This is a genomic window from Burkholderia anthinoferrum (assembly GCF_002925705.1).
In the GTDB taxonomy this organism is placed as follows: Bacteria; Pseudomonadota; Gammaproteobacteria; order Burkholderiales; family Burkholderiaceae; genus Burkholderia; species Burkholderia semiarida.
In genome coordinates, this window is record NZ_LFZP01000064.1 from 252,592 (window position 1) to 273,499 (window position 20,908).

Below are 20,908 nucleotides of genomic sequence, written 5' to 3' on the forward strand. Positions count from 1 at the left end.
GCTTGTCGACGGCGCTTGCTTCAACAACGCTCCACCGCCAATTGCGGGTCGCGCCATTTCCGCGCCCTGTCGGGAAGTCTCCGAGCAGCGCACTCCGGTCATCGGCATTCTTGCGTGCGAATTCGAAACCCGCGGCGCCAAGATGCAATACCGTCGCGCACGAACGCATCAAGATCGATCCCGAATCCATCGAGGAACTCGACATGGCCAGGAAGAAAACCGTTCGTATCTACAGCGAACCCGCCGGCGGCTGGGGTGCTCTCAAAGCGACGGGTGCGGCGCTCGCAGTACAGGGCATTCCCGTTTCCGGCGCGAAGACGCTGCTCCACATGAACCAACCGGAGGGATTCGACTGTCCGGGTTGCGCATGGCCCGATCCGAAACATACGTCGTCGTTCGAATTTTGTGAGAACGGTGCGAAAGCGGTGGCATGGGAGGCAACGTCGAAGCGCTGCACGCCTGAGTTCTTCGCTGCACACAGCGTGTCAGAGCTGTCCACATGGGATGACTACGATCTCGAGATGGTCGGACGTCTCACTCACCCGATGACCTATGACCCCACGTCGGATCGCTACGTACCGGTCACGTGGGAGGCCGCGTTCTCGATCATCGCAGATGCCCTGAATGCCCTCGACCATCCCGATCAGGCCGATTTCTATACGTCCGGACGCGCATCGAACGAAGCGGCATTCCTCTATCAGCTTTTTGTACGCGAATTCGGCACGAACAATTTTCCCGATTGCTCGAACATGTGCCACGAAGCCACGAGCGTCGGGCTGCCGCAGTCGATCGGCGTCGGCAAAGGGACCGTGCTACTCGAAGACTTCGAGCAGGCCGACGCGATCTTCATCTTCGGCCAGAACCCCGGGACCAACAGCCCGCGAATGATGAGCGACCTCCATGCAGCGTCTCGCCGCGGAGCCAAGATCGTCTCGTTCAACCCGTTTCGCGAACGCGCGCTCGAGCGCTTCACCGCGCCGCAAGATCCGCTCGAAATGGCAACGCTCGGTTCGACGCCGATCAGCACATTCCTCTACCAGGTCCGCGTCGGCGGCGACGCGGCCGTGCTCAAGGGCATGATGAAGGCAGTCGTCGAGGCAGACGATGCAGCCGTCGCGGCCGACAAGCCCCGAATCCTCGATATGACGTTCATCGCGGGTCATACGAAAGGTATCGACGAGCTCATCGCGGATTTGCGGGCAACGTCATGGGACGCCATCGAGCGCGTGTCGGGCCTCGCGCGGGCCGACATCGAAAATGCCGCGCGCATCTACGCTGCGGCGAACAATGTGATCCTGGTGTACGGGATGGGGCTCACCCAGCACCGTCGCGGCACGGAAAACGTACAGCAGATCGCCAACCTCGCGCTGCTGCGAGGCAACGTCGGGCGCCCTGGAGCCGGGATTTGCCCGGTGCGCGGACATTCGAACGTGCAAGGCAACCGGACGGTCGGCATCACCGAGAAGCCGACCGCTGCGCTGCTCGACGGCATCGAGCGCACCTTCGGCTTTCGTCCGCCTGCTGCACACGGTCATGATGTGCTCGCGACCATCGACTCGATGATGCGCGGCCATGCACGGGTCTTTATCGCGCTGGGTGGGAATTTCGCCGCGGCCATACCAGACTGGGGCCGCGTGCAGCCGGCGATCGGCCGGCTCGATCTGACCGTGCACATCGCAACGAAGCTCAATCGGAGCCATCTGGTGCACGGCAAAGCCGCATTGATTCTGCCTTGCCTCGGGCGCACCGAGATCGATATGCAGGCTGACGGGCCCCAGTCGATTACCGTGGAAGATTCGATGTCGATGGTCCATGCGTCGGCTGGCCGCAACCTGCCGGCGTCGGAGCACCTGCTTAGCGAGCCGGCGATCGTCGCCGGTATCGCCCGCGCGACGCTTGGCAGTGCTTCCCACGTTCCGTGGGAGCATCTCGTCGCCAACTATGACAGTATTCGCGACGCCATCGAAGCGGTATTCCCGATCTTCCAGGCATACAACGATCGCATTCGCATACCCGGCGGCTTTCATCTCGCTTCGACCGCGCGTGAGAGGGTGTGGGCCACTTCGACGGGCCGGGCGAATTTTCTCGTCTTCGACGGCCTCGACGAAGACTTCGATCATGGCGACCCGGAAGCGCTGATGCTCACGACGATGCGCAGCCACGATCAGTACAACACCACGCTCTATTCTCATTCGGACCGATATCGTGGCGTATTCGGGCAGCGCGACGTGCTGTTCATGAATCCGCGCGAACTCGCCAGGCGCAATCTGCATCCGGGCGAGCGCGTGGATATCGTCGCCCTCTGGACGGACGGCATCGAACGTATCGTGCGCGGCTTCAAAATTGTCGAATACTCGCTGCCGGACGGCTGTTGCGGCGCCTACTACCCCGAAGCGAACCCGCTTGTGCCGCTCGATGCGTTCGACCCGCAAAGCCGCACGCCCGCGTACAAGTCCGTCCCCGTGAAGGTGGTGCGTGCGGCTACGGTAGGCCCGGATTCCGCCGCATTCGCAGTTGCACGGGCGATCGGCGGGTAAGCCGCTCTCCTGGCGGAGTCGATACATCACGTGCGCCATTCACGAGGATGGTCGGCTGGCGAGGCATACGAAAAAGGCATGCCCGCGATGACGAATTTGAATATTACGGGCGTGCCGGGGCTACCTATACTGGCTCCCGCCGCCACAACCGATTTCCCCGCTATCGATTGCAGGTCGATCAACCGTTGATGGTTGGCATTCGAATGCCTTTTTGTTCTAAACGACACCTTACTTGTTTGCGTGGATACGCCAATCACCCAGGAGCTTTGTCGAAATGAACTTCACGATTGGCACGCTGCTCGCGCTGTCGTTTCTGATTTCCGTGCTCGGGCTGTTCCTGTTCCTGTGGGCACAAATGAACGGACTGATGCGGGCCGGGCCCGACGCAGCCGAGGTCATTTTCGCGGCAGGCGAAGTCGGACAAACCGAAGATCCGGCTTTGTCCGCATCGCGTCGCGAAACCCTCCAACAGGCCGCGGCGCATGCGGCGTCCGATACACGTCCCGACGCACCGGGTGACTCGGCCGCACTCGGCCGGGAACTTGCGGAGCGCGCGCGATTGGACGCGTCGAGCCGCGGGCCGACCTTCGTCTTTCTGACGTCCTCGGTGTTCTGGCTGCTGCTGGGTTCCGTGGCGGGCCTCGTCGCGTCGCAGAAGCTGACCGCTCCGGACTTTCTCACGCAGTCTGCCTGGCTCACGTTCGGCCGAGTCCGCACCGCACATCTGAACATGGTGGTATACGGATGGGCGTCGATGGCCGGCATCGGCATTTCCCTCTGGATGCTGCCGCGCCTGCTCAAGACGCCACTGGCAGGCGAACGCTATGCGATTGCCGGCGCGTGGCTCTGGAATGCCGGCCTCTCCGCGGGGATCGCCGCCATCCTGTCGGGATGGACCGATGGCCTGCAATGGCTCGAGATCCCGTGGCAAATCGGCATCCTGCTCGCGGTGGGCGGCGCGCTCGCGGCGGCGCCGCTCCTCATGACCGTCGCACGCCGCACCACGCGCCATCTCTACGTGTCGGTGTGGTATCTCGCCGCCGCGCTCCTGTGGTTTCCCATCCTTTACATCGTCGCGAAGGTACCCGGCGTGCACTTCGGCGTCGAGCAGGCCATCGTCAACTGGTGGTTCGCGCACAACGTGCTCGGCCTGTGGCTCACGCCGATCGGTCTGGCCGCCGCGTATTACTTCATCGCGAAGGTGCTCGGGCGGCCCATCTACTCGTACGCGCTCTCGCTCGTCGGCTTTTGGGCCCTGGCCATGTTCTACAGCCAGGCCGGCATTCACCACCTGCTGGGCGGTCCCGTTCCGCAATGGTTGCAGAGCGTCTCGGTCGTTCAGAGCGTGATGATGATCGTGCCGGTACTCGCCGTCGGCGTGAATCACCATATGACGGTGGCCGGCCACTTCGGCGCGCTGAAACACTCGCCTACGCTGCGCTTCGTCGTGCTGGGCGCCGTGCTGTACACGCTCGTGTCGTTGCAGGGTTCGCTCGAAGCGCTGCCGTTCTTCAACCGGCTCGTGCATTTCACGCAGTACAAGGTGGCCCACGCCCACCTCGGCCTGTACGGCTTCTTTTCGATGATCATGTTCGGCTCCATCTACTTCACGATGCCACGCGTGCTCGACCGCGAATGGCCGTACCCGAAGCTCGTCTGGCTCCACTTCTGGCTCGCCGCCATCGGCTTTGCCATCTACTTCGTCTCGCTCACGATCGGCGGCATTCTGCAAGGCATTGCCCTGCTCGATCCCGCGCGTCCGTTCATGGCGTCCGTCGCAATCCTGACGCCCTATCTGCAGGCACGCACGCTCGGCGGCGCACTCATGACGATCGGCCACTTCGTATTCGCGTATCACTTCTTCGCGCTCGTCTTCGGTCGGCAGGGCGCGCGCTCAAACGCGGCGCCAGCTCGCCACGCGATCTCGATGGGGGCCTGAAATGAACCGCGTCCTGACTATCGTCATCGGCTCGCTGATCATGCTCGCGATGGCGACGCTCGTCCTCGTCGCGCTGCCGTATCGGCAATTGCGCGACGAAGCGCCGCCCGCGCCTCTGAAGCCCTATACCGTCGCGCAATTGCGCGGGCGTGCGACCTACGTGAACATGGGCTGCGTCTACTGCCATTCACAGCAGCCGCGCGCTCCCTCGCTCGGCCCGGACCAACTGCGCGGATGGGGGCGCCCGTCCGTACCCGCGGACTATGTTTACGACTATCCGCATCTGCTCGGCGTATCGCGCACGGGGCCCGACCTGTTCAACATCGGCGCCCGGCAGCCGAGCGATGCTTGGCACCTCGCGCATCTCTATCAGCCTCGCGCGGTGACACCAGGCAGCGTGATGCCCGCCTATCCGTTCCTGTTCAAGGTGGTCGACCACGCGAAGCCGGGCGATGCCGTCGTGCAGTTGCCACCGAAGTTCGCACCGGCCGACGGCAAACAGGTCGTCGCATCGCAGGATGCGCTCGATCTCGTCGCCTATCTCACGGCCCTCAACCACACCTATCCGGCGCCGGCCGATCCGTCGGGAGCAATGAAATGAGCGAACAAGACAACGCGCGTGCCGTCCGCGCACGCGAACATACCGAACCGATCGAGCGCAGCAACCCGGTGCCCTGGCTGCTCGGCCTCGTGGCCGCCGCGCTGGCGGTCTGGGGCGTGAGCTACTTCCTCCTCAATCCCGCCCTCGGCCCGGGCTCGGCCGCGAATTCCCAAGCCGCGCCGGGCAGCGCCGACGCCGTTGCCGCGGCGCCGGCGGCAGCCAACGGCGCCCTGCTCTTCGCGAGTCGCTGCGCGTCGTGCCATCAGGCTACGGGCGCGGGGCTGCCGGGCGTCTTCCCGCCGCTCGCCGGCTCGGAGTGGGTCAACGGCGATCCGAAGCTCGTGGCGCGCATCCTCCTGTTGGGCGTCACCGGCAAGATCACGGTGGCTGGCGGCACGTTTAACGGGTCGATGCCGGCGTTCGGCACGACTCTGAGCGACGCCGAGATTGCCGCCGTCGCCTCGCACGCTCGGTCGAGCTTCGGCAACCACTCGCCCGCGTTGACGGCCGACGTCGTGAAAGCCGAACGCGCGGCCATCGGCAACCGCACGGCGCCGTGGGCCGGCGAAGACGAACTGAAGCGCCCATGAGCGAAACCGCTGTGACGACACCCAGCGCGCCCGACAGCGCGACGCTCGACGTGCGCGGCATGTGGTGCACGAGCTGTGCGAACGCGCTCGAACGGGTGCTGCAGCGCCAGCCCGGTGCACTCGACGCGCGCGTGAGCTTCGCGTCGGAATCCGCGACCGTCGAGTGGGATCCGCGCCGGACCTCGCTCGATCATCTGCTCGCTGCTGCGGCGAAACTCGGCTACGAATGCACGCCCGACAACGAGGCGCCGGATCGGCGCGCGCATACAGCCGCGCTACTCGCCGACCTGACGCTCCGGCTCGTCATCGCCGCCTTCTGCTCGATGTGGGTGATGACGGCGCAGACGACGCTTTACTTCACGACGGCCGCCACGGTGCCGGAGGCCGTCCGCCATGGGCTTGCCGTGCTCGCCGGCATCGCCGCACTGCCTGTCGTCGGTTATTGCGCGCAGCCGTTCTTCAAGGCCGCGTGGCGAACATTGCGTGCGCGCGTGCCCGGGATGGACTGCCTCGTCGCAATGGGTACGAGCGCGTCATTCCTGCTTTCCGTGTGGCGCGTCGCGCACGGCGATTCGACGGTCTATTTCGATTCGGCGGCAATGATCGTCACATTCCTGCTGGCTGGCCGCTGGCTCGAACTGCGCGTGCGCAGCCGCATGTCGGACGCCGTTCGAACGCTGCTCGCTTTACCCGCGCAAACCGCGCGCGTGCTCGCGAGCGACGGCGCGCAAACGGTCGTGCTCGCCAAGCGCGTCGCGCCCGGCAGCATCATTCGCGTCCTGCCGGGCGAGCGTCTGCCGCTCGACGGTATCGTCGCGGACGGCCGGTCGTCGCTCGATCGTTCGCTGCTGACGGGCGAAAGCGAGCTCGTCGGCGTGGAGCGCGGCAGCTTCGTCGAGGCCGGCGCCCTCAATGCCGACGGCGAGCTGCTGGTGTGCGTGAAATACGGCTGGGGCGAGCGCCGCGTGGATGCGATCGCGGCAAGCGTGCGCGCGATGCTCGCCCGCAAGACGGCATCGCAAGCCATCGCCGAGCGCTTCACGCGCCGCCTCGTCCCGGCCATCGCGATGGTCGCGCTGCTGGTGTTCGTCGGCGGCGGTCTGCTGGGCATGGGATGGGCGGATGCGCTGGAGCGTGCCGTCGCAGTGCTCGTCGTTACCTGCCCATGCGCGCTCGGTATGGCCGTGCCGCTCGCGCTGAGCGCCGGTGTCGGACGCGCGGCACGCGAAGGCATTCTCTTTCGCGACGTCGAGGCCATCGAGAAGGCCGGCAAACTCTGCACGTTCTTCCTCGACAAAACCGGCACGCTGACCGAGGGCAAGCCACGACTTGTCAGCGCACGAGCCGCAAGCGGCGTCCGCGAAGCCGAACTCGTCGAGGAAGCGGCGCGTGCCGAACGCGGCAGCGAGCACCCGATCGCGGCGGCCATTCGCATGCGCGTCGCGCCCGACAGGCTCGCCGGTGTCGTGGACGCCCCGCGCGGCACATCGCGCGCGGTGCCCGGTGCCGGTGTGGCATGGGAAGGCGCGGACGGCGAATGCATTCTCGCCGGCACCGCCGCATTCCTGCGCAGTCACGGCGTACAGGTACCCGAAACCGACGATATGAACACTGCCGTCCATGTCGCCCGCGACGGTCGCTGGCGCGGCGTGCTCGGCTTCGCGGATCGCCCGCGCGAGGGCGCCGGGGACGCCGTGGCGTCGCTGCGCGCGCACGGCGCAACGGTGACCATGCTGACCGGCGACCGGTTGACCGTCGGGCGCGCCGTCGCGCAAGCCGTGGGCTTGGGCGATGACTCCGTTCTCGCGGCGCAGTCTCCCGAGAGTAAGGCGGCACACATCGTTCACGCACAGGCCGCGGGTCGCGGCGCGGTCGCATTCGTGGGCGACGGCCTCAACGATGCGCCGGCCCTAGCCGCGGCCGATATCGGCATCGCCGTCGGCAGCGCGTCGCCCGCGTCGATGGCCGCCGCATCCATCGTGCTCGTCGATGCGGGAGTCGAAAAGCTCGACCTTGCGTTGCAGCTCGCACGCCGCACCGCATGCGTCGTGCACCAGAACCTCGCCGCCGCGGTCATCTACAACGCGCTCGCGATTCCCGCTGCCGTTTTCGGCTACGTATCGCCCGCCACCGCTGCCGCGCTGATGGTCGCGAGCTCGATGTCCGTCACGCTCAACGCCGGCCGGCTCGCGATCCGCGCGGATATGCGAGCGCACCGCACCGGCACGTCGCGCCCCGCGCGCGCTTTGTCCACCGAACAGACCTGGAGCATCTCATGAGCCAACACGATTACGATCCGGTCTCGCTGCACCGGCGCCTCCTACTGGGCAGTCTCGGCGCGCTGGGTGCGGCGGCATTCATGGTGCCCACCCTCGCGCGCGGCATGCAGAGCAGCACCATCGAGCTGCCGTTCGAGAACGGCAGCCGGCCGCTCACCTCCGACCTGCCGCAAAAATCCAATGTGATCCTGCAGCGCACGCGTCCACCGTTGCTCGAAACACCATTCGACGTCTTCGACCAGGGTGTGTTCACGCCGAACGACCGCTTCTACGTACGCTGGCACCTTGCCAACATTCCGAATTCCATCGATCCGGCCACGTACCGCGTCGCTGTTCACGGCGCGGTCAAGCGCACATTGAGTCTTTCGCTCGACGACCTGATGCGCAGGTTCCCACGCTACGAAATCGCTGCCGTCAATCAATGCTCGGGCAACTCGCGCGGCTTCTTCAGCCCGCGTGTGCCTGGCGGCCAGTGGGGCAACGGCGCGATGGGCAATGCGCTATGGAAGGGCGTTCGTCTGAAGGACGTGCTCGACCATGCGGGCGTGCGCGCCAATGCCGTTTGCGTTCGATTCAACGGGCTCGATTCGGGCGTGATTCCGCAAACGCCCAAATTCCTCAAGTCCGTGGAAATCGACCATGCACGCGACGGCGAGGTCATGCTCGCCTACGCGATGAACGGAGAACCGCTGCCGCTGCTCAACGGATATCCGCTACGGCTCGTCGTCCCGGGCTGGTATGCGACGTACTGGGTAAAGATGGTGACCGACATCGAAGTGCTGGACACACCGGACGACAACTTCTGGACCGCCAAGGCATACAAGGTGCCGGCCAATCACTTCGCCAACGTGCGGCCCGGTGAGACCGACGTGCCGCAGATTCCCATCAACCGGATGTTGCCGCGCTCGTTCTTCACCAACCTCAAGACGGGCGACAAAGTGGCCGCCGGGCAACCCGCGCTCGTGCGCGGTATTGCGTTCGGCGGCATCAACGCATTGGCGCGCGTGCAGTTGTCGACGGATGGTGGTCGAAACTGGGCCGATACGCACCTGGGCCACGACTACGGCAAATACAGCTTCCGCCAGTGGCAGACAAACCTGCGCTTCGCACAGCGCGGCCCGCAAACGCTGATGGTGCGCGCCATCGACTCGACGGGGCAAGCCCAGCCGGCCACACCGAACTGGAACGGCGCAGGTTTCATGCGCAACGTCATCGAATCGATTCAGCTCGACGTGGCTTGACAAGGAGCGACAACATGAACGCAAGACTGAAGCGCATGGCGGTGATGCTGACGGTTCCCGTTGGCGTTGGTGCGCTGCTCGGCCTGGTGGGCCGGCACTACCTGCCCGAGTCCATTGCGGCGCAAGCGGCACGCCAGGACGCCATCGCGCCGCCGGTGCACCTGAGCGCACTCACCGTAACGTTACCGCCCGGCCATTCGACGTTCCCGCCCGGTCTCGGTGCGGACATAGCCAACGCGAATTGCGTGATGTGCCACTCCACGGGCATGGTGCTACGGCAACCGCCACTCACCACCGACGAATGGAAGGTCGAGATCACGAAGATGCGCAATGCGTTCGGCGCACCCATTTCGCCGGACCAGATCGACGCGCTGGCGCATTACCTGAACGCCATCGACGGCCGCAAGCCGCAGGCAGGCCCGTCCGGCGTCGACAACCAGGCGAGTTGAAAGCCATAACCGGGGTGTATGGCACGCATCGAAACAATGCATTTTTCGTGAGCGAGGCGCGCCGATATTCTTGTTTCATCGACTCGCAATCCATCGCGACGCCGCCGATACCCGGTAAAGGCAAACGCTGTTGGACAACTACGGATCGATCGACAGTGAAAGATGTGTCGCATTCCACTCAACTCAAGGAGCTTTATCATGAAAACGCTTGCATGCGTCGCCCTCGTTCTCGGTACTCTCACCGCTCCCGCGCTCAGCTTTGCGCAAAGCAATACGCCGCTCACGCGCGCGCAGGTGCGCGCCGATCTGGTCCGCGTCGAGCGCGCTGGCTATAATCCGGCGACCGGAAACGATCCGCAGTATCCGGCGGACATTCAAGCAGCCGAAGCAAAGGTCGCTGCCGAGCAGCAGACGGGGAGCGGCTATGGCAGCGCACCGACGGACGGTACCTCGGCAAGCGGCAAGCACGCTCACGCCGTCACGCATGCTTCCGCGTCGTGCGTCGGCCCGGCAAGCTTCTGCAATCCCTATTTCGGCAGTTGAACGCTGATGCACCGCACACTGTTCAGCCGAGCCCGCCCGCTCGGCAGTTCAGCCGGGTATGCGTAGTGCGCAGCAGCCGTCGCCTCTCCCGCACCCCATGAACTTCACCCATCTTCTCGCCTTCTATGAAGTCGCACGCGCCGGCAGCATCAGTGCCGGCGCGGAGCGTTTACACGTCAGCCAGCCGGCCGTCACCCGGGAGGTCCGCGAGCTCGAAGATCGTCTCGGCATCGTGCTGTTCGATCGGCTACCGCGTGGCGTGGCACTGACGGAGGGCGGCAAGCTGCTCTATGAGTATGCAAGCCGCATCTTTGCACTCTCGGATACCGCCGAAAAAGAACTCGCGGAGCTCACGGGCCTCGGCTCGGGCCACATGAAGATCGGCGCGAGCGCCACACTCGGCGTTTTTTTCGTGCCGGAAGCAATTGCACAGTTCAATGCACGCCACCCACGTGTCGCCATCGATCTTACGGTCACGAACACCGAGCGCGTGGAAGCGGGTTTGCACGACTTGAGCTTCACGATTGGCTTCATCGAGGGGCCTTTCGACGATTCCATTCTCCATGCTCGACGCATCGGCTCCGACGAAATCGCCGTCGTCGCAGCGGCGGGTCACCCACTTGCTGGTACGAAAGTACGTTCACGAGATCTGGTCGACCGGACCGTGATCATGCGCGAGCCTGGGTCCGGAACGCGCGCGATCATTGAAGAATCGTATCGTCGCGCCGGGCTCGAGATCGAGCCACTGATGTCGGTGAGCCATACCGAAGCGATCAAGCGGATGCTGCTGTCTCAGCACGCGCTAGCCTACATCTCGACGCTCAGCATCACGAATGAGCTGCAACGCGGAGAACTGGCCATTATCGAAGTCGAGGACATGCGGATCGTGCGACCGCTACACATGGTCTGGGCGAAAGGGCGATCGCTGTCGCCCAGCAGCCAGGCATTGTTCGACCTGGTGGCGAGCGGCACGCTGAACACTGCGATGGCAGTGGGCGCAGACTAGCGCGCGGGTGTCAGGCATTTCGCGTTCAAAGACGCTTGAAAATCCCACTCGGTCCATTCAACGAATCGACCGTTCCAAAAGATGGCGAGCCGATAGGGCGGGCAAGCGGATTTTCCGTTCGAGCGAAGCCCGCCGCTTGCCGCATCGCCGCTGCCTTCAGTGATCAGCTTCCGCTTCGCGCAGCACCGACTCCAGAATCATCGCACCGGCATTGAGCGGCCTCGGACGGCCGCGGGGCTGATAGACGGCATCGCCAATCCGGACAGGCCGCCCACTGAGTGCGCACATCCCGCCTGTGCGAGCGCGGGTCACATGCCAGGCCTGGTCGCCATACGAGCAGTGCGTCGAATCGCGCCATGCGATCGTCACCGCTGTCGAGCTAACACGATCGACGAAACTCACGGAAACGGCCCGGCGCCCAGCACCTGCCGTTCGCGGACGCGCCTGATGCGCCGTCCCGCAGGCATGCAACGGCCCAATCGCACGCGCCAGCGGTCGCACATCGTTGCGGCACAATTGGGAAAGCAGGCTCAGCGTCTGCTGCCATGGATCCATCACCATCGCGTCGGTCGAGAAGTTCATTATCGTCCTCGTTACGTCATAGGTTTCACGGTTTCGACAAGCGTGTGCCACAAGCGGCGCCGCCGCCTCGACTATCCCAGGTCGCCTGGCTCATCACATCGGCGAGCGTGCTCGTCCATCTCGCGGGCGTCATTCGACGAGCACGCCCCGGCGCACATACAACCGGGCAAGGCATGCGAGACGTGAAAGACGGCGTCGCGGCCACTGAACTGATAACCATCACGAAGAAATCCCGCGCTAATGGCAAGGAAAACCGGTACCCGTTCATCGATCGACATTTGCCTTCGCCCTCCAGCAAAAAGGAGTCTCTCCAACGAAGCGTTTGAACACCGTCGTGAAATGGGCTTGCGAACGGAAGCCGCAACCCAGCGCGATATCGAGCAAACCATGCCGTGATTCGAGCAGTAGCTGCTGTGCGCGCTCGATGCGCCGCCGCATCAGATATTCGTGAGGCCGCAATCCGGAGGCCCGGCGGAACTGCGCAGCGAAGTGCATCCGCGTCAGCCCGACACTTTGAGCCATGTCGGCGAGCCCGATCGACTCGGCGAGGTGCGCTTCGACGAACTCGACCACGCGCCGCATGCGCCACGACGGCAGCGCAGCCGCACCGCGCACCTCGCTCCTATTCGTCGCGAAGTGGCTGGCCACGATACGCGACACGATTGCAAGGCTGACGCTGTCGGCGAAAACCTTGCCCAATGCCGCGTCCTGCGTGTGGGACACGGCCAGTGCCTGACCGAGCCGCTCAAGCGCCGGATCCCGGATGAGACGCGGATCGTCGATGACGATGTCGGCCGAAGGAGCGCGATCGAACAGGTCGGCATAGCATTCGGCCAGTACTGCTTGCGACGCAAACAAATGCAGCACGTCACTCGGTGCGTCAAACACCGCGCGGCACGCGACGCCCGGCGCCGTGACTTGCGCAGTGCCCGCCGTCAACCGTCCCTGGACGAGAGTGCGGCCCGCGTGGATGAAAGTCAGCACCGTACATTTGAGGTTGATGCCGATGCAGTGCCAATTCTCGCTGCAATCGTTCGCTACCTCGAGCGTCTCGGTGCCATTGCGCGTCCAGCGCGAAAGCGCGATGTCCATATCGCGACCGGCCCCGGGCTCGCGCCAGGTCGTTTCGGCAGCGATAGGGCTCGACACGCGCGCGCCGGCAAGCGCGTTGAAATCGGCGGCGGTCCTGGAAGGACTCGATGACAAAAGAATCATGGTTAGCTACCTGACGGAAACATGAAACGTTGCGCACGACCTGCGCGGTGAATACAAAGTATCGAAACGAACAACGTCGCACCAGCCGTACAAAGGGTTGCTCGAACTTATCGATGGGTGAGGTCGGTCATATCGAGGTTTAATTCACGAATCAAGGCTCGCATCCCGCACCACGCCTTGTCGGCATGGCGACGAATGATCGCCCTCACGCCCCGGGCCTCAGTGAGAACGATCAATCGCGCCTGAAGAAAGACTTGCGGCGGACGCGGAAACGTCATCGCCGATACGTGCTCCGGCCAGGAACCGCTGGCCCCGACTATACGAAGGTATTAACAGGTATGCGAAATCGGTCGGTCCTTTCCCACCATCACTGCACGATTCGATGGATTTTGGTCTTGGCCATGCGCTCGTTGATATTGGGTTATGCATCGCTAATACCTCGCATAAGCAGGGGAGTGCGTATCGTTGACGCACGGCAAACACGTCAGCCGATGCAGTCGTTGTCCAGTGAGCCCATTGTGACGATCGGGCTTGACGCCATTCGAACATCCGGATGACAAAACTGAAATCAACGGTGCTGCTATACAGGAGGATGAGACTGGAGTTCCCATCGGGTATCCGCACATCCAAACGTACGATGGCGCGCAAGCGAGCATCCCGCTATCTTTTTATCGCGAGACAGCAGCCTGGTGCGCGTGATCGTCCATCCCGGATCCTGCTGTCGGTCAGTCGATACTCCCCCAGAAGGCGAGGTATGAATGGACACGCTACTGAGCATGCGAATCTTCTCGCGCGTGGTGGAAACAGGCAGTTTCAGCGCGGCTGCCGTTCAGATGGAGTACAGCAAGGCATGCGTGTCGCGTGCGGTCTCGATGCTCGAGAACCGGCTGCATACGCGGCTGCTGAATCGCACCACACGCAGCCTGTCATTGACGGAGTCCGGGCAGCGCTATTACGCCAGATGCAAGCAGGTTCTCGTCGATCTCGACGACGCGGAAGCGGAGGCCGTCGGCGCCTATTCACGGCCGCACGGCACATTACACGTCCATTGCTCGCCCGAGCTCGGACTCCGACGCGTCACGCAATGTCTCGTCGAATATCAACGTCAGCACCCGAGCGTCAAGGTTCATGTGACATTCATTCCCGGCACCGCACATCTCATTAAAGACCGCGTCGATGTGTCAATCGTGCCCACGGCTTCACTGCCCGATTCCGGGAACGTGAGCCGGATAATCGGCCAGATCGAGCATGTGCTGGTCGCGGAACCGAGGTATCTCCGGACATGCCGAATCGATACGTTCGACCAGGTGGTCGCGCATGCGCTGACGCCCGTGCCGACGCGCGTTTCGACGTCCAAACACCAAGCGAGACTCAACATCGTCAAGCTTGCATCGACGAACCACGAGGGACCCATCGTCATCGACGATGTAGATGCCACGCGCTTCGCCGTTCTTGCGGGTGCCGGCGTCGCCGCGCTGCCGCTGCACTGCGTGATCGACGACATTCGCCAAGGCTCGCTCGTGTGGCTGTTCCCCGAACAGCGACTGGAGCGCACTCCCGCGTACGTGCTTTACGCATCGCGTCGCCACGTCGACGCGAAAATCCGAACGTTCGTCGATTTCGTGGTGGCGCACATGATCGACACTCTTCAGGCGCCAAGATGCCGCACTGTCCCAGGTGTGGCGGGACTCGCCCCTCGCCCGGAACACCCCGCTTGCGCAGGCTGACATGCACGGGGAGAAGAGGGAAGACGCCTTCGCGACCGCTCGCCGAAGGCGTCCGGTACATCAAGCAAAACCGCCGTTGGCGTAAAGAATCTGACCGTTGATCCACTGGCCGTCCTCGCCGACGAGAAACGCTACCGCCCGGGCAATATCGTCCGGCTCGCCGAGCCGCTCGAGCGGTGCAAGGTGCGCGAGCCGCTCGATCTGCTCATCCGTCTTTCCTTTCAGGAACAACTCGGTCGCGACCGGCCCAGGTGCGACCGCGTTGACCGTAATCCCTCGTCCGCGCATCTCGTTCGCCAGCACTCTCACCAGTCCGTCGCCGCCCGCCTTCGACGCGATGTACGCGCCGTAGTTGGGGAAAGACTTCGCGACGACACTGCTGGAACAGACGACGATACGGCCGCCGGCGCCCAGGTGCGACACGGCATGCGCCATGACCAGGTAGCTGCCGCGCAGATTGACCCGAATCGTCCTGTCGAATACGTCCAGACCGTCCGGGCCAATAGGCGCAAGCGGCATGATGCCCGCGCAATGGACGACCACATCGAGCCGTCCGAACGCATTCAGCGTATGTTCATAGAGTGCGGCGACGTCGTCCACCGCGCTGATATCGCCCTTGACCGCGATTGCCTGACCGCCTCGGCTGGTGATCTCCGAGATGAGCGTGTCCATCTCGGCGGCATTTCCGGCGTAGTGGCCCACGATCGCAAATCCGTCGGCCGCGAGGCGCAATGCGACCGCCTTGCCGATGCCACCAGACGCTCCGGTGACAAGCGCAACTTTCAATACTTCCGACATATTTGGCTCCGTTCAGTTGATGTGACGCACCGGCACAGCCCGATGCCCGCACCAATATGCAGTTGCCACCGATCCGCTCTTTTTCAATTCGCACGTTTATTGAGCCAGAGCAGCCACAACGCACTTGAGCGAAGAAGACTAGAGACGCGCGGTCGGTCGGTTCGCACCGTGGCGACATGCCCGAATGCCGCGCCCACGTAACGATTCGCAGCCACCGGTTCCCAGGAAATTATGGTTTTGTATAATCGCCGCACCTTTCCCGCGACGCCTTCGTCCGCGACACTCAGCGGTGCTCGACCTCGCTTCACACGTATTCGAACTCGCCCCATGAACGGATCAAACGGAAAGTCGCCGAGCCGGTCGACACGGAATGCTTCGGACCCGTCGTCGAGCCCTGCGGCGCAAGCGCGCGTCGAAGCGGATTCGCTGTTTCGCGACGCGCCCATACCGATTCTTATAGAAGACTGGTCCGGTATCAAAGCGTGGGTAGACTCGCTCAAGGCACGTGGCGTGACGGATCTGGAAGCCTACATCGACGCCCATCCGCAAGTCATCGACGAGCTGCGCGAGCTGCACGCGTTCATTGACGCAAACGGCGCCGCGCTCGCACTTTTCGAAGCTGAATCGAAGGAGCTGTTTTTCGAACAATCGCGCAAGCTGCTTCCGGCGAATCGCATCAGCAACTCGCAGGTACTGCGCGCGATGTTCGACGGGCGGGCGTTTTGCCAGGGCGAACGCCTGCTATCGACCCTCACCGGCAGGAAAGTGCCTATCGTGTGGCGGTGTTCGCTGCCGGCCGACCCGGCGCAGTATCGTCGTCTGCATTTCTATGCATTCGACGTGACCGAGCACAAGGAAAACAGCGAGCGCCTGCAGGCGTTGCGCGCGCAAATGGCCCGAACCGCAAGAGTGTCGATGGTCGGGCAGCTCGTTGCATCGATTACTCACGAAATCGGTCAGCCGCTCGGCGCGGTCCGGACCGCGCTGGACGCAGCCGCTCGCTGGATGGACCGGCCCGAGCCAGATATCGATGAAGCATTGGCCGCATTCCGATACGCGGCACGTTGGACGGACGACATTGCGGCCATCTGCCAGCGTCTGCGCGGGTTTCTCGTGGGTGCGCCGGTCGAGGCGACCGACGTCGATTGCGCGGAAATCGTGCAATCCGCGATGCTGTTGGTTGCATCGGAGGCGAATGCGCATTCAATCGCCGTCGCAACGGATATCGAGCCGGGAATACGCGCGTATGCCGATCGTATTCAACTTCAACAAGTGCTGACCAACCTGTTGATAAACGGTATCCATGCGATCTCGGCAGCCAATCTCGCCGATCGCGCGCCCGAACTGGCGGTACGCGTGCGCCGCTGCGACAATATGCAGACACTGTTCGAAGTCTCCGATTCGGGCAGTGGCATCGCGGCGGCCCAGCCGGACTCGATATTTCAACCTCTTTCCAGCACGAAGAGCGACGGAATGGGGATGGGTCTTCCGATCTCGAAGTCAATCGTGGAGGCTCACGGCGGTACGATATGGATCGGGCAAACCAGTAAACGAGGCACGACTTTCTGCTTCACCGTCCCGCGCTGTCCAGGGGCCTTCGGTACCGGTAATCCGCGTGCATCTGCGCCCGAAGATGGCCAGGCCGCATGAGACGATCCCGGAACGATGCCGACACAGCGTTTGCACACAGCCTTACGGCGGGCACCTTGGCCACGGTTGTGCTTGCCAACGCTGTCGAGTTTTTCGACTACTTCTGCTATACGGTCTTCGCCGCATTCATTGCCGATGCGTTCTTCCCGCACGCATCGGCTGCCTATGGCCGAATGTTGTCGCTTGGCACGTTCGCGGCCGGGTTCCTGTCCCGCCCGATCGGCGCACTGGTGATCGGCCTCCATGCAGACACCGCCGGACGCAAGCAAGCGTTACTACTCACCGCGGCACTCGTCACAGCAGGTTCGGTCGGGGTTGCATTGACGCCCGACTATGCGACCTTGGGCATCGGCGCACCGATCGCCGTACTCGTCTGCCGGATCCTGCAGGGCTTGGCGATCGGCGGGGAAATGGGATCGTCGGGAGCGTTGCTGATCGAGCGCTGTCCACCCGAGCGCAAAGGCGTCTACGCAGGATGGCTGATGGCGGGCCAGGGACTTGCATTGGTCGCAGCTGGCAGTTGCGGTATTGCAATATTCAACCTTCTTACGATCACGCAAATTCAGCATTGGGGCTGGCGCATACCATTCGCGCTAGCGGGTATGCTCATTCCCGTTCAACTCTATTTGCGCCGCCAGATCGACGAGACGTGGCGGGTGCCGCGCGATGGGCGCGCTGTGCGTAGTACGTTGGTCGGGTATAGGCAGCAGTGGCTCATCGCGATTGCATTGATCTTCGGCGGCACTGTACCGACCTATGTTGCGACCTACGCGACCACGGTCGGCGTAGCCGGTCCACCACCAACTGCATACGCCGCTTTTGTGACGACGGTGGCTGTCGGTGCGGTCACGCTGAGTCTGTCGCTGGCTGGCGGCTGGCTCGCGGATCGAGCCGGGCGATTGAGAACCATCAGCCTGTCTCGCGCCCTTACCATGCTGACCGTACTACCGGCATTCCATTACGCGGCGACCCATCCGCAACCCCTCGTATTACGCTGCGTGGTCGCGCTATTCGCCGGTTTGTCTGCCATCGCTGGTGCACCGAGCATTGTCGTTATCCTCGAAATGTTCCCGATGCGAGGCCGCGCCGTCGCGATGTCGGTCGTGTATGCCACCGGTGTCGCACTGTTTGGCGGTACAGCCCCGTTCGTGGTTGCTTCGGTTGATGCGTGGACGGGCCTGCATTCCGCGGCCGGCTGGTATGTCTGTGTGTCTGCCGCGATTACGCTGGTTGCCGTTCTTCAGGTTCGCACCGTCCGTAGCGCGAGCGCATAACATCTAGCCGCCGGTCCGCAAGCCCGCGGAGACGGCGGCACATGTGCATGGTATCGATGCCGTGCAAATCGGAAATGGCGCTGCCTTTCCGGACAGCGCCGGTTCGGTCGGCGCGTCACACTCCTTTCCGTCATCCAGCGCGAGGCATCGCGGTGCGGCGTCCACGACGCCGTACCGCCGCCATCCTCCTTGATCTTACGGAAAGGATCGAACCATGTCGCATCATCTCGACTCCCCGCTCGCCCGCCAGGACATCCGTCTCGACATCACCGACCTGTATTGCTTTCGAGGCCAGACCGGGACCGTATTCGTCATCAACGTTTGCCATTCGATTGCCGGCGACGTACCGACGCCCGGCTACCACCCCGAAGGGTTCTATGAATTCAAGATCGACCTCAATCAGGACGCGATCGAGGACGTGACTTATCGCATCACGTTTGACGAGCGGGATGCCGGCGGAAAACAGCACTTCGTCGTGCGCCGCATCGTCGGAACTTCGGCTGCGGATCCGCATGCGGCCGGCGACGTGGTTGCGCAAGGCGACACCGATGAGACGATTATGACGCCGTCCGGCCTGCGAGTGTGGGCCGGACGCGCAGGGGATCCGTTCTGGATCGAACCAGATGTCCTTCATGCGGTCGGTCACGCGTTCCAGGACGGCCAGCCGCTCGATCTGGGCACGTGGCAACCTCGTGATGCGCGCAATCTGTTTGCCGGTCACACCGTGTATTCGCTCGTTCTCGAAGTGCCTGACGCGGAATTGCTCGCCACGGCAAACGGTAACCGGAAAATCGGCGTGTGGGCGATCGCGACACTCGCCACCGACAGTGGCGGCTGGCGACCGATCAATCGCGTCGGGCTCCCGATGATTCATCCGCTCTTCACTCAGTTCAACGAGGATCTCGGCGACCGGCTGAACGCTGGCCGCCCGGCCGACGACTTCGAAACCTACGGCGCCACGCTCATCAAGGCGGTCGCGGGCGCGGTGAGAGCCAACGGAACAGCCGAAGACCCGGACGGCTATGCAGCAGCCGTCGCACACCGACTGCTTCCGAACGTACTGCCGTACACGGTCGGCACGCCGGCCGTATTCGGCTTCTCGCAATGGAATGGGCGGTCCATGACCGATAACGCACCGGATGTGATGTTCTCGATCGCCGCAAATACGCCGATCAGTCTCGGAATCGGGAAAGAGTCCGTCACATCAAAGCCGTCCTCGACGTTCCCGTACGTGCCCAAGGTTTGAATCGACTCGGCGGTGTGCGGTGGCGCCGACGCTCTCCGGTAGCAAATGACCGCCCGGCGTCGGCGGCCCCGATTCTCCCCTCATTCTTGACGAGGCTTCCATGTCCGCGAGCCATGACATTCGTCGTTTCTCAAACCACCGGACCGCAACCGTTTCATGGGTTGCGGTCGGCATGTTCATCGTTCTTCTTCACGTCGTTGGCTGGGGTACGTTGGTCGCGTTTATCGTTCCGCACCACCTCAGCGTCGACTCCCGCGCCTTCGGCATCGGCGCCGGGATCACTGCGTACTCGCTGGGCATGCGGCACGCGTTCGACGCCGACCACATCGCGGCGATAGACAACACCACGCGCAAACTGATCGGTGAAGGCCAGCGGGCATCGAGCGTGGGGTTCTGGTTCTCGTTCGGCCATTCGAGCGTCGTGTTCGGACTCGCCCTCTTCATCGCACTCGGCATGCATTCTCTATCGGCGCATGTACTCGACGCCGGCTCGCCGCTGCGCATGCTGACGAGCACCGTTGGCGCGATCGTTTCCAGCGTCTTCCTTTATTCGATAGCGGCGTTGAACATCGCTTCGTTTTACGATCTTTGCACAGCATTTCGAAGCATGCGGAGCGGGAGGTTCGATGAAGCGCAACTCGAACGATGCCTCGGCTCGCGCGGCCTGATCAGCCGGCTTCTCGCGCCGTTGATGCGCATCGTTCGCAAACCCGGTCAGATGTATTTCGTCGGCGTCCTGTTCGGGCTCGGATTCGATACCGCAACCGAAATCGCGCTCCTGGTGCTGACCGGTGCGGGCGCCGCCTCGGGCCTCCCGTGGTACGCGATCCTCTGTCTGCCCGTCCTCTTCGCTGCGGGCATGCTGCTGTTCGACACGATCGACGGCTCGTTCATGACGCTTGCATACGGATGGGCGCTCACGCACCCCATTCGCAAAATCTACTACAACCTCGTCGTCACGGGCCTCTCGATCGGCTTCGCGCTCATCATCGGAACGATCGAGATGCTGGGTCTGCTCGACAACGTCTTCCATATCCGCGTCGCGTCAGGTACGTGGCTGCCAGCACTCGACCTCAACCATATGGGTTTCGCGATCGTCGCGCTGTTCGCCGCGACATGGGCGGTGTCCGTCGCGATATGGAAGTTCGGACGAATCGAACAGCACTGGGCACGCGGCGGCGACGCATGATCCTTCACCCGTTTAACGTTCACTCACCACAAAGGAAATCCA

The 20,908-nt window shown here is 63.3% G+C and carries 18 protein-coding genes; 14 read left to right on the forward strand and 4 right to left on the reverse strand.

Features of this window, described 5'->3' with window-relative positions; all coding sequences use genetic code 11:
- Positions 1 to 203 precede the first annotated feature (203 nt).
- The 7 genes from C5F75_RS31150 to C5F75_RS31180 all read left to right on the forward strand — a co-directional run bounded on the left by C5F75_RS31150 (position 204) and on the right by C5F75_RS31180 (position 9,636).
- The gene (locus C5F75_RS31150; protein ID WP_104013284.1) at positions 204 to 2,537 is read left to right on the forward strand and encodes an FdhF/YdeP family oxidoreductase; all 2,334 of its coding nucleotides are present in this window, start codon (positions 204 to 206) and stop codon (positions 2,535 to 2,537) included.
- A gap of 274 nt (positions 2,538 to 2,811) precedes the next feature.
- The gene (locus C5F75_RS31155) at positions 2,812 to 4,476 is read left to right on the forward strand and encodes a cbb3-type cytochrome c oxidase subunit I (protein ID WP_104013247.1); all 1,665 of its coding nucleotides are present in this window, start codon (positions 2,812 to 2,814) and stop codon (positions 4,474 to 4,476) included.
- A 1-nt stretch (position 4,477) separates the two neighbouring features.
- Entirely contained in the window at positions 4,478 to 5,077 is a 600-nt protein-coding gene (locus C5F75_RS31160; RefSeq protein ID WP_104013248.1) for a cbb3-type cytochrome c oxidase subunit II, read from the forward strand.
- Positions 5,074 to 5,667: a c-type cytochrome gene (locus C5F75_RS31165; protein WP_104013249.1), complete on the forward strand. Its 594-nt coding sequence runs from the start codon at positions 5,074 to 5,076 to the stop codon at positions 5,665 to 5,667. The genes C5F75_RS31160 and C5F75_RS31165 overlap by 4 nt, the downstream gene beginning before the upstream one ends.
- Complete coding sequence (locus C5F75_RS31170; protein WP_104013250.1) at positions 5,664 to 7,946, forward strand: heavy metal translocating P-type ATPase; 2,283 nt, start codon at positions 5,664 to 5,666, stop codon at positions 7,944 to 7,946. Before C5F75_RS31165 ends, C5F75_RS31170 begins: the two co-directional genes overlap by 4 nt.
- Positions 7,943 to 9,187, forward strand: coding sequence for a molybdopterin-dependent oxidoreductase (locus C5F75_RS31175; RefSeq protein ID WP_104013251.1), 1,245 nt, complete (start codon positions 7,943 to 7,945; stop codon positions 9,185 to 9,187). Before C5F75_RS31170 ends, C5F75_RS31175 begins: the two co-directional genes overlap by 4 nt.
- A gap of 14 nt (positions 9,188 to 9,201) precedes the next feature.
- Entirely contained in the window at positions 9,202 to 9,636 is a 435-nt protein-coding gene (locus tag C5F75_RS31180; RefSeq protein WP_104013252.1) for a c-type cytochrome, read from the forward strand.
- On the opposite strand, the gene C5F75_RS37725 is transcribed toward C5F75_RS31180, so the two are convergent.
- Positions 9,567 to 9,836 (reverse strand): hypothetical protein, encoded by a 270-nt coding sequence (locus tag C5F75_RS37725; protein WP_104013253.1) that lies wholly within the window; start codon positions 9,834 to 9,836, stop codon positions 9,567 to 9,569. The genes C5F75_RS31180 and C5F75_RS37725 overlap by 70 nt on opposite strands.
- Between C5F75_RS37725 and C5F75_RS31190 the strand changes: the two genes are divergently transcribed.
- Together C5F75_RS31190 and C5F75_RS31195 are read left to right on the forward strand one after the other, a co-directional pair.
- Entirely contained in the window at positions 9,835 to 10,179 is a 345-nt protein-coding gene (locus C5F75_RS31190) for a DUF4148 domain-containing protein (RefSeq protein WP_104013254.1), read from the forward strand. The genes C5F75_RS37725 and C5F75_RS31190 overlap by 2 nt on opposite strands.
- 97 nt (positions 10,180 to 10,276) lie before the next feature.
- Positions 10,277 to 11,185 carry a LysR family transcriptional regulator gene (locus tag C5F75_RS31195; RefSeq protein WP_104013255.1) on the forward strand — a complete coding sequence of 303 codons (909 nt, stop codon included), beginning with the start codon at positions 10,277 to 10,279 and terminating at the stop codon, positions 11,183 to 11,185.
- A 156-nt stretch (positions 11,186 to 11,341) separates the two neighbouring features.
- On the opposite strand, the gene C5F75_RS31200 is transcribed toward C5F75_RS31195, so the two are convergent.
- Both C5F75_RS31200 and C5F75_RS31205 read right to left on the reverse strand, forming a co-directional pair.
- The gene (locus C5F75_RS31200; RefSeq protein WP_104013256.1) at positions 11,342 to 11,767 is read right to left on the reverse strand and encodes a DUF3331 domain-containing protein; all 426 of its coding nucleotides are present in this window, start codon (positions 11,765 to 11,767) and stop codon (positions 11,342 to 11,344) included.
- 264 nt (positions 11,768 to 12,031) lie between these two features.
- Positions 12,032 to 12,982 (reverse strand): AraC family transcriptional regulator, encoded by a 951-nt coding sequence (locus tag C5F75_RS31205; RefSeq protein ID WP_104013257.1) that lies wholly within the window; start codon positions 12,980 to 12,982, stop codon positions 12,032 to 12,034.
- Between the two features lie 758 nt (positions 12,983 to 13,740).
- On the opposite strand from C5F75_RS31205, the gene C5F75_RS31210 reads away from it, so the two are divergent.
- Complete coding sequence (locus tag C5F75_RS31210) at positions 13,741 to 14,709, forward strand: LysR family transcriptional regulator (RefSeq protein WP_104013258.1); 969 nt, start codon at positions 13,741 to 13,743, stop codon at positions 14,707 to 14,709.
- A 60-nt stretch (positions 14,710 to 14,769) separates the two neighbouring features.
- Here the strand turns inward: C5F75_RS31210 and C5F75_RS31215 are convergent, their stop codons facing one another.
- Positions 14,770 to 15,507: an SDR family oxidoreductase gene (locus C5F75_RS31215; RefSeq protein ID WP_104013259.1), complete on the reverse strand. Its 738-nt coding sequence runs from the start codon at positions 15,505 to 15,507 to the stop codon at positions 14,770 to 14,772.
- 327 nt (positions 15,508 to 15,834) lie between these two features.
- On the opposite strand from C5F75_RS31215, the gene C5F75_RS31220 reads away from it, so the two are divergent.
- From C5F75_RS31220 to nicT, 4 genes are all read left to right on the forward strand, one after another.
- Entirely contained in the window at positions 15,835 to 17,157 is a 1,323-nt protein-coding gene (locus C5F75_RS31220) for a sensor histidine kinase (RefSeq protein ID WP_104013260.1), read from the forward strand.
- Entirely contained in the window at positions 17,154 to 18,431 is a 1,278-nt protein-coding gene (locus tag C5F75_RS31225) for an MFS transporter (RefSeq protein WP_104013261.1), read from the forward strand. The genes C5F75_RS31220 and C5F75_RS31225 overlap by 4 nt, the downstream gene beginning before the upstream one ends.
- A gap of 214 nt (positions 18,432 to 18,645) precedes the next feature.
- On the forward strand, positions 18,646 to 19,677 hold the full coding sequence (locus C5F75_RS31230; RefSeq protein WP_104013262.1) for a DUF4331 family protein: 1,032 nt from the start codon (positions 18,646 to 18,648) through the stop codon (positions 19,675 to 19,677).
- 100 nt (positions 19,678 to 19,777) lie between these two features.
- Positions 19,778 to 20,866: a Nickel transporter NicT gene (gene nicT / locus C5F75_RS31235; RefSeq protein ID WP_104013263.1), complete on the forward strand. Its 1,089-nt coding sequence runs from the start codon at positions 19,778 to 19,780 to the stop codon at positions 20,864 to 20,866.
- Positions 20,867 to 20,908 lie beyond the last annotated feature (42 nt).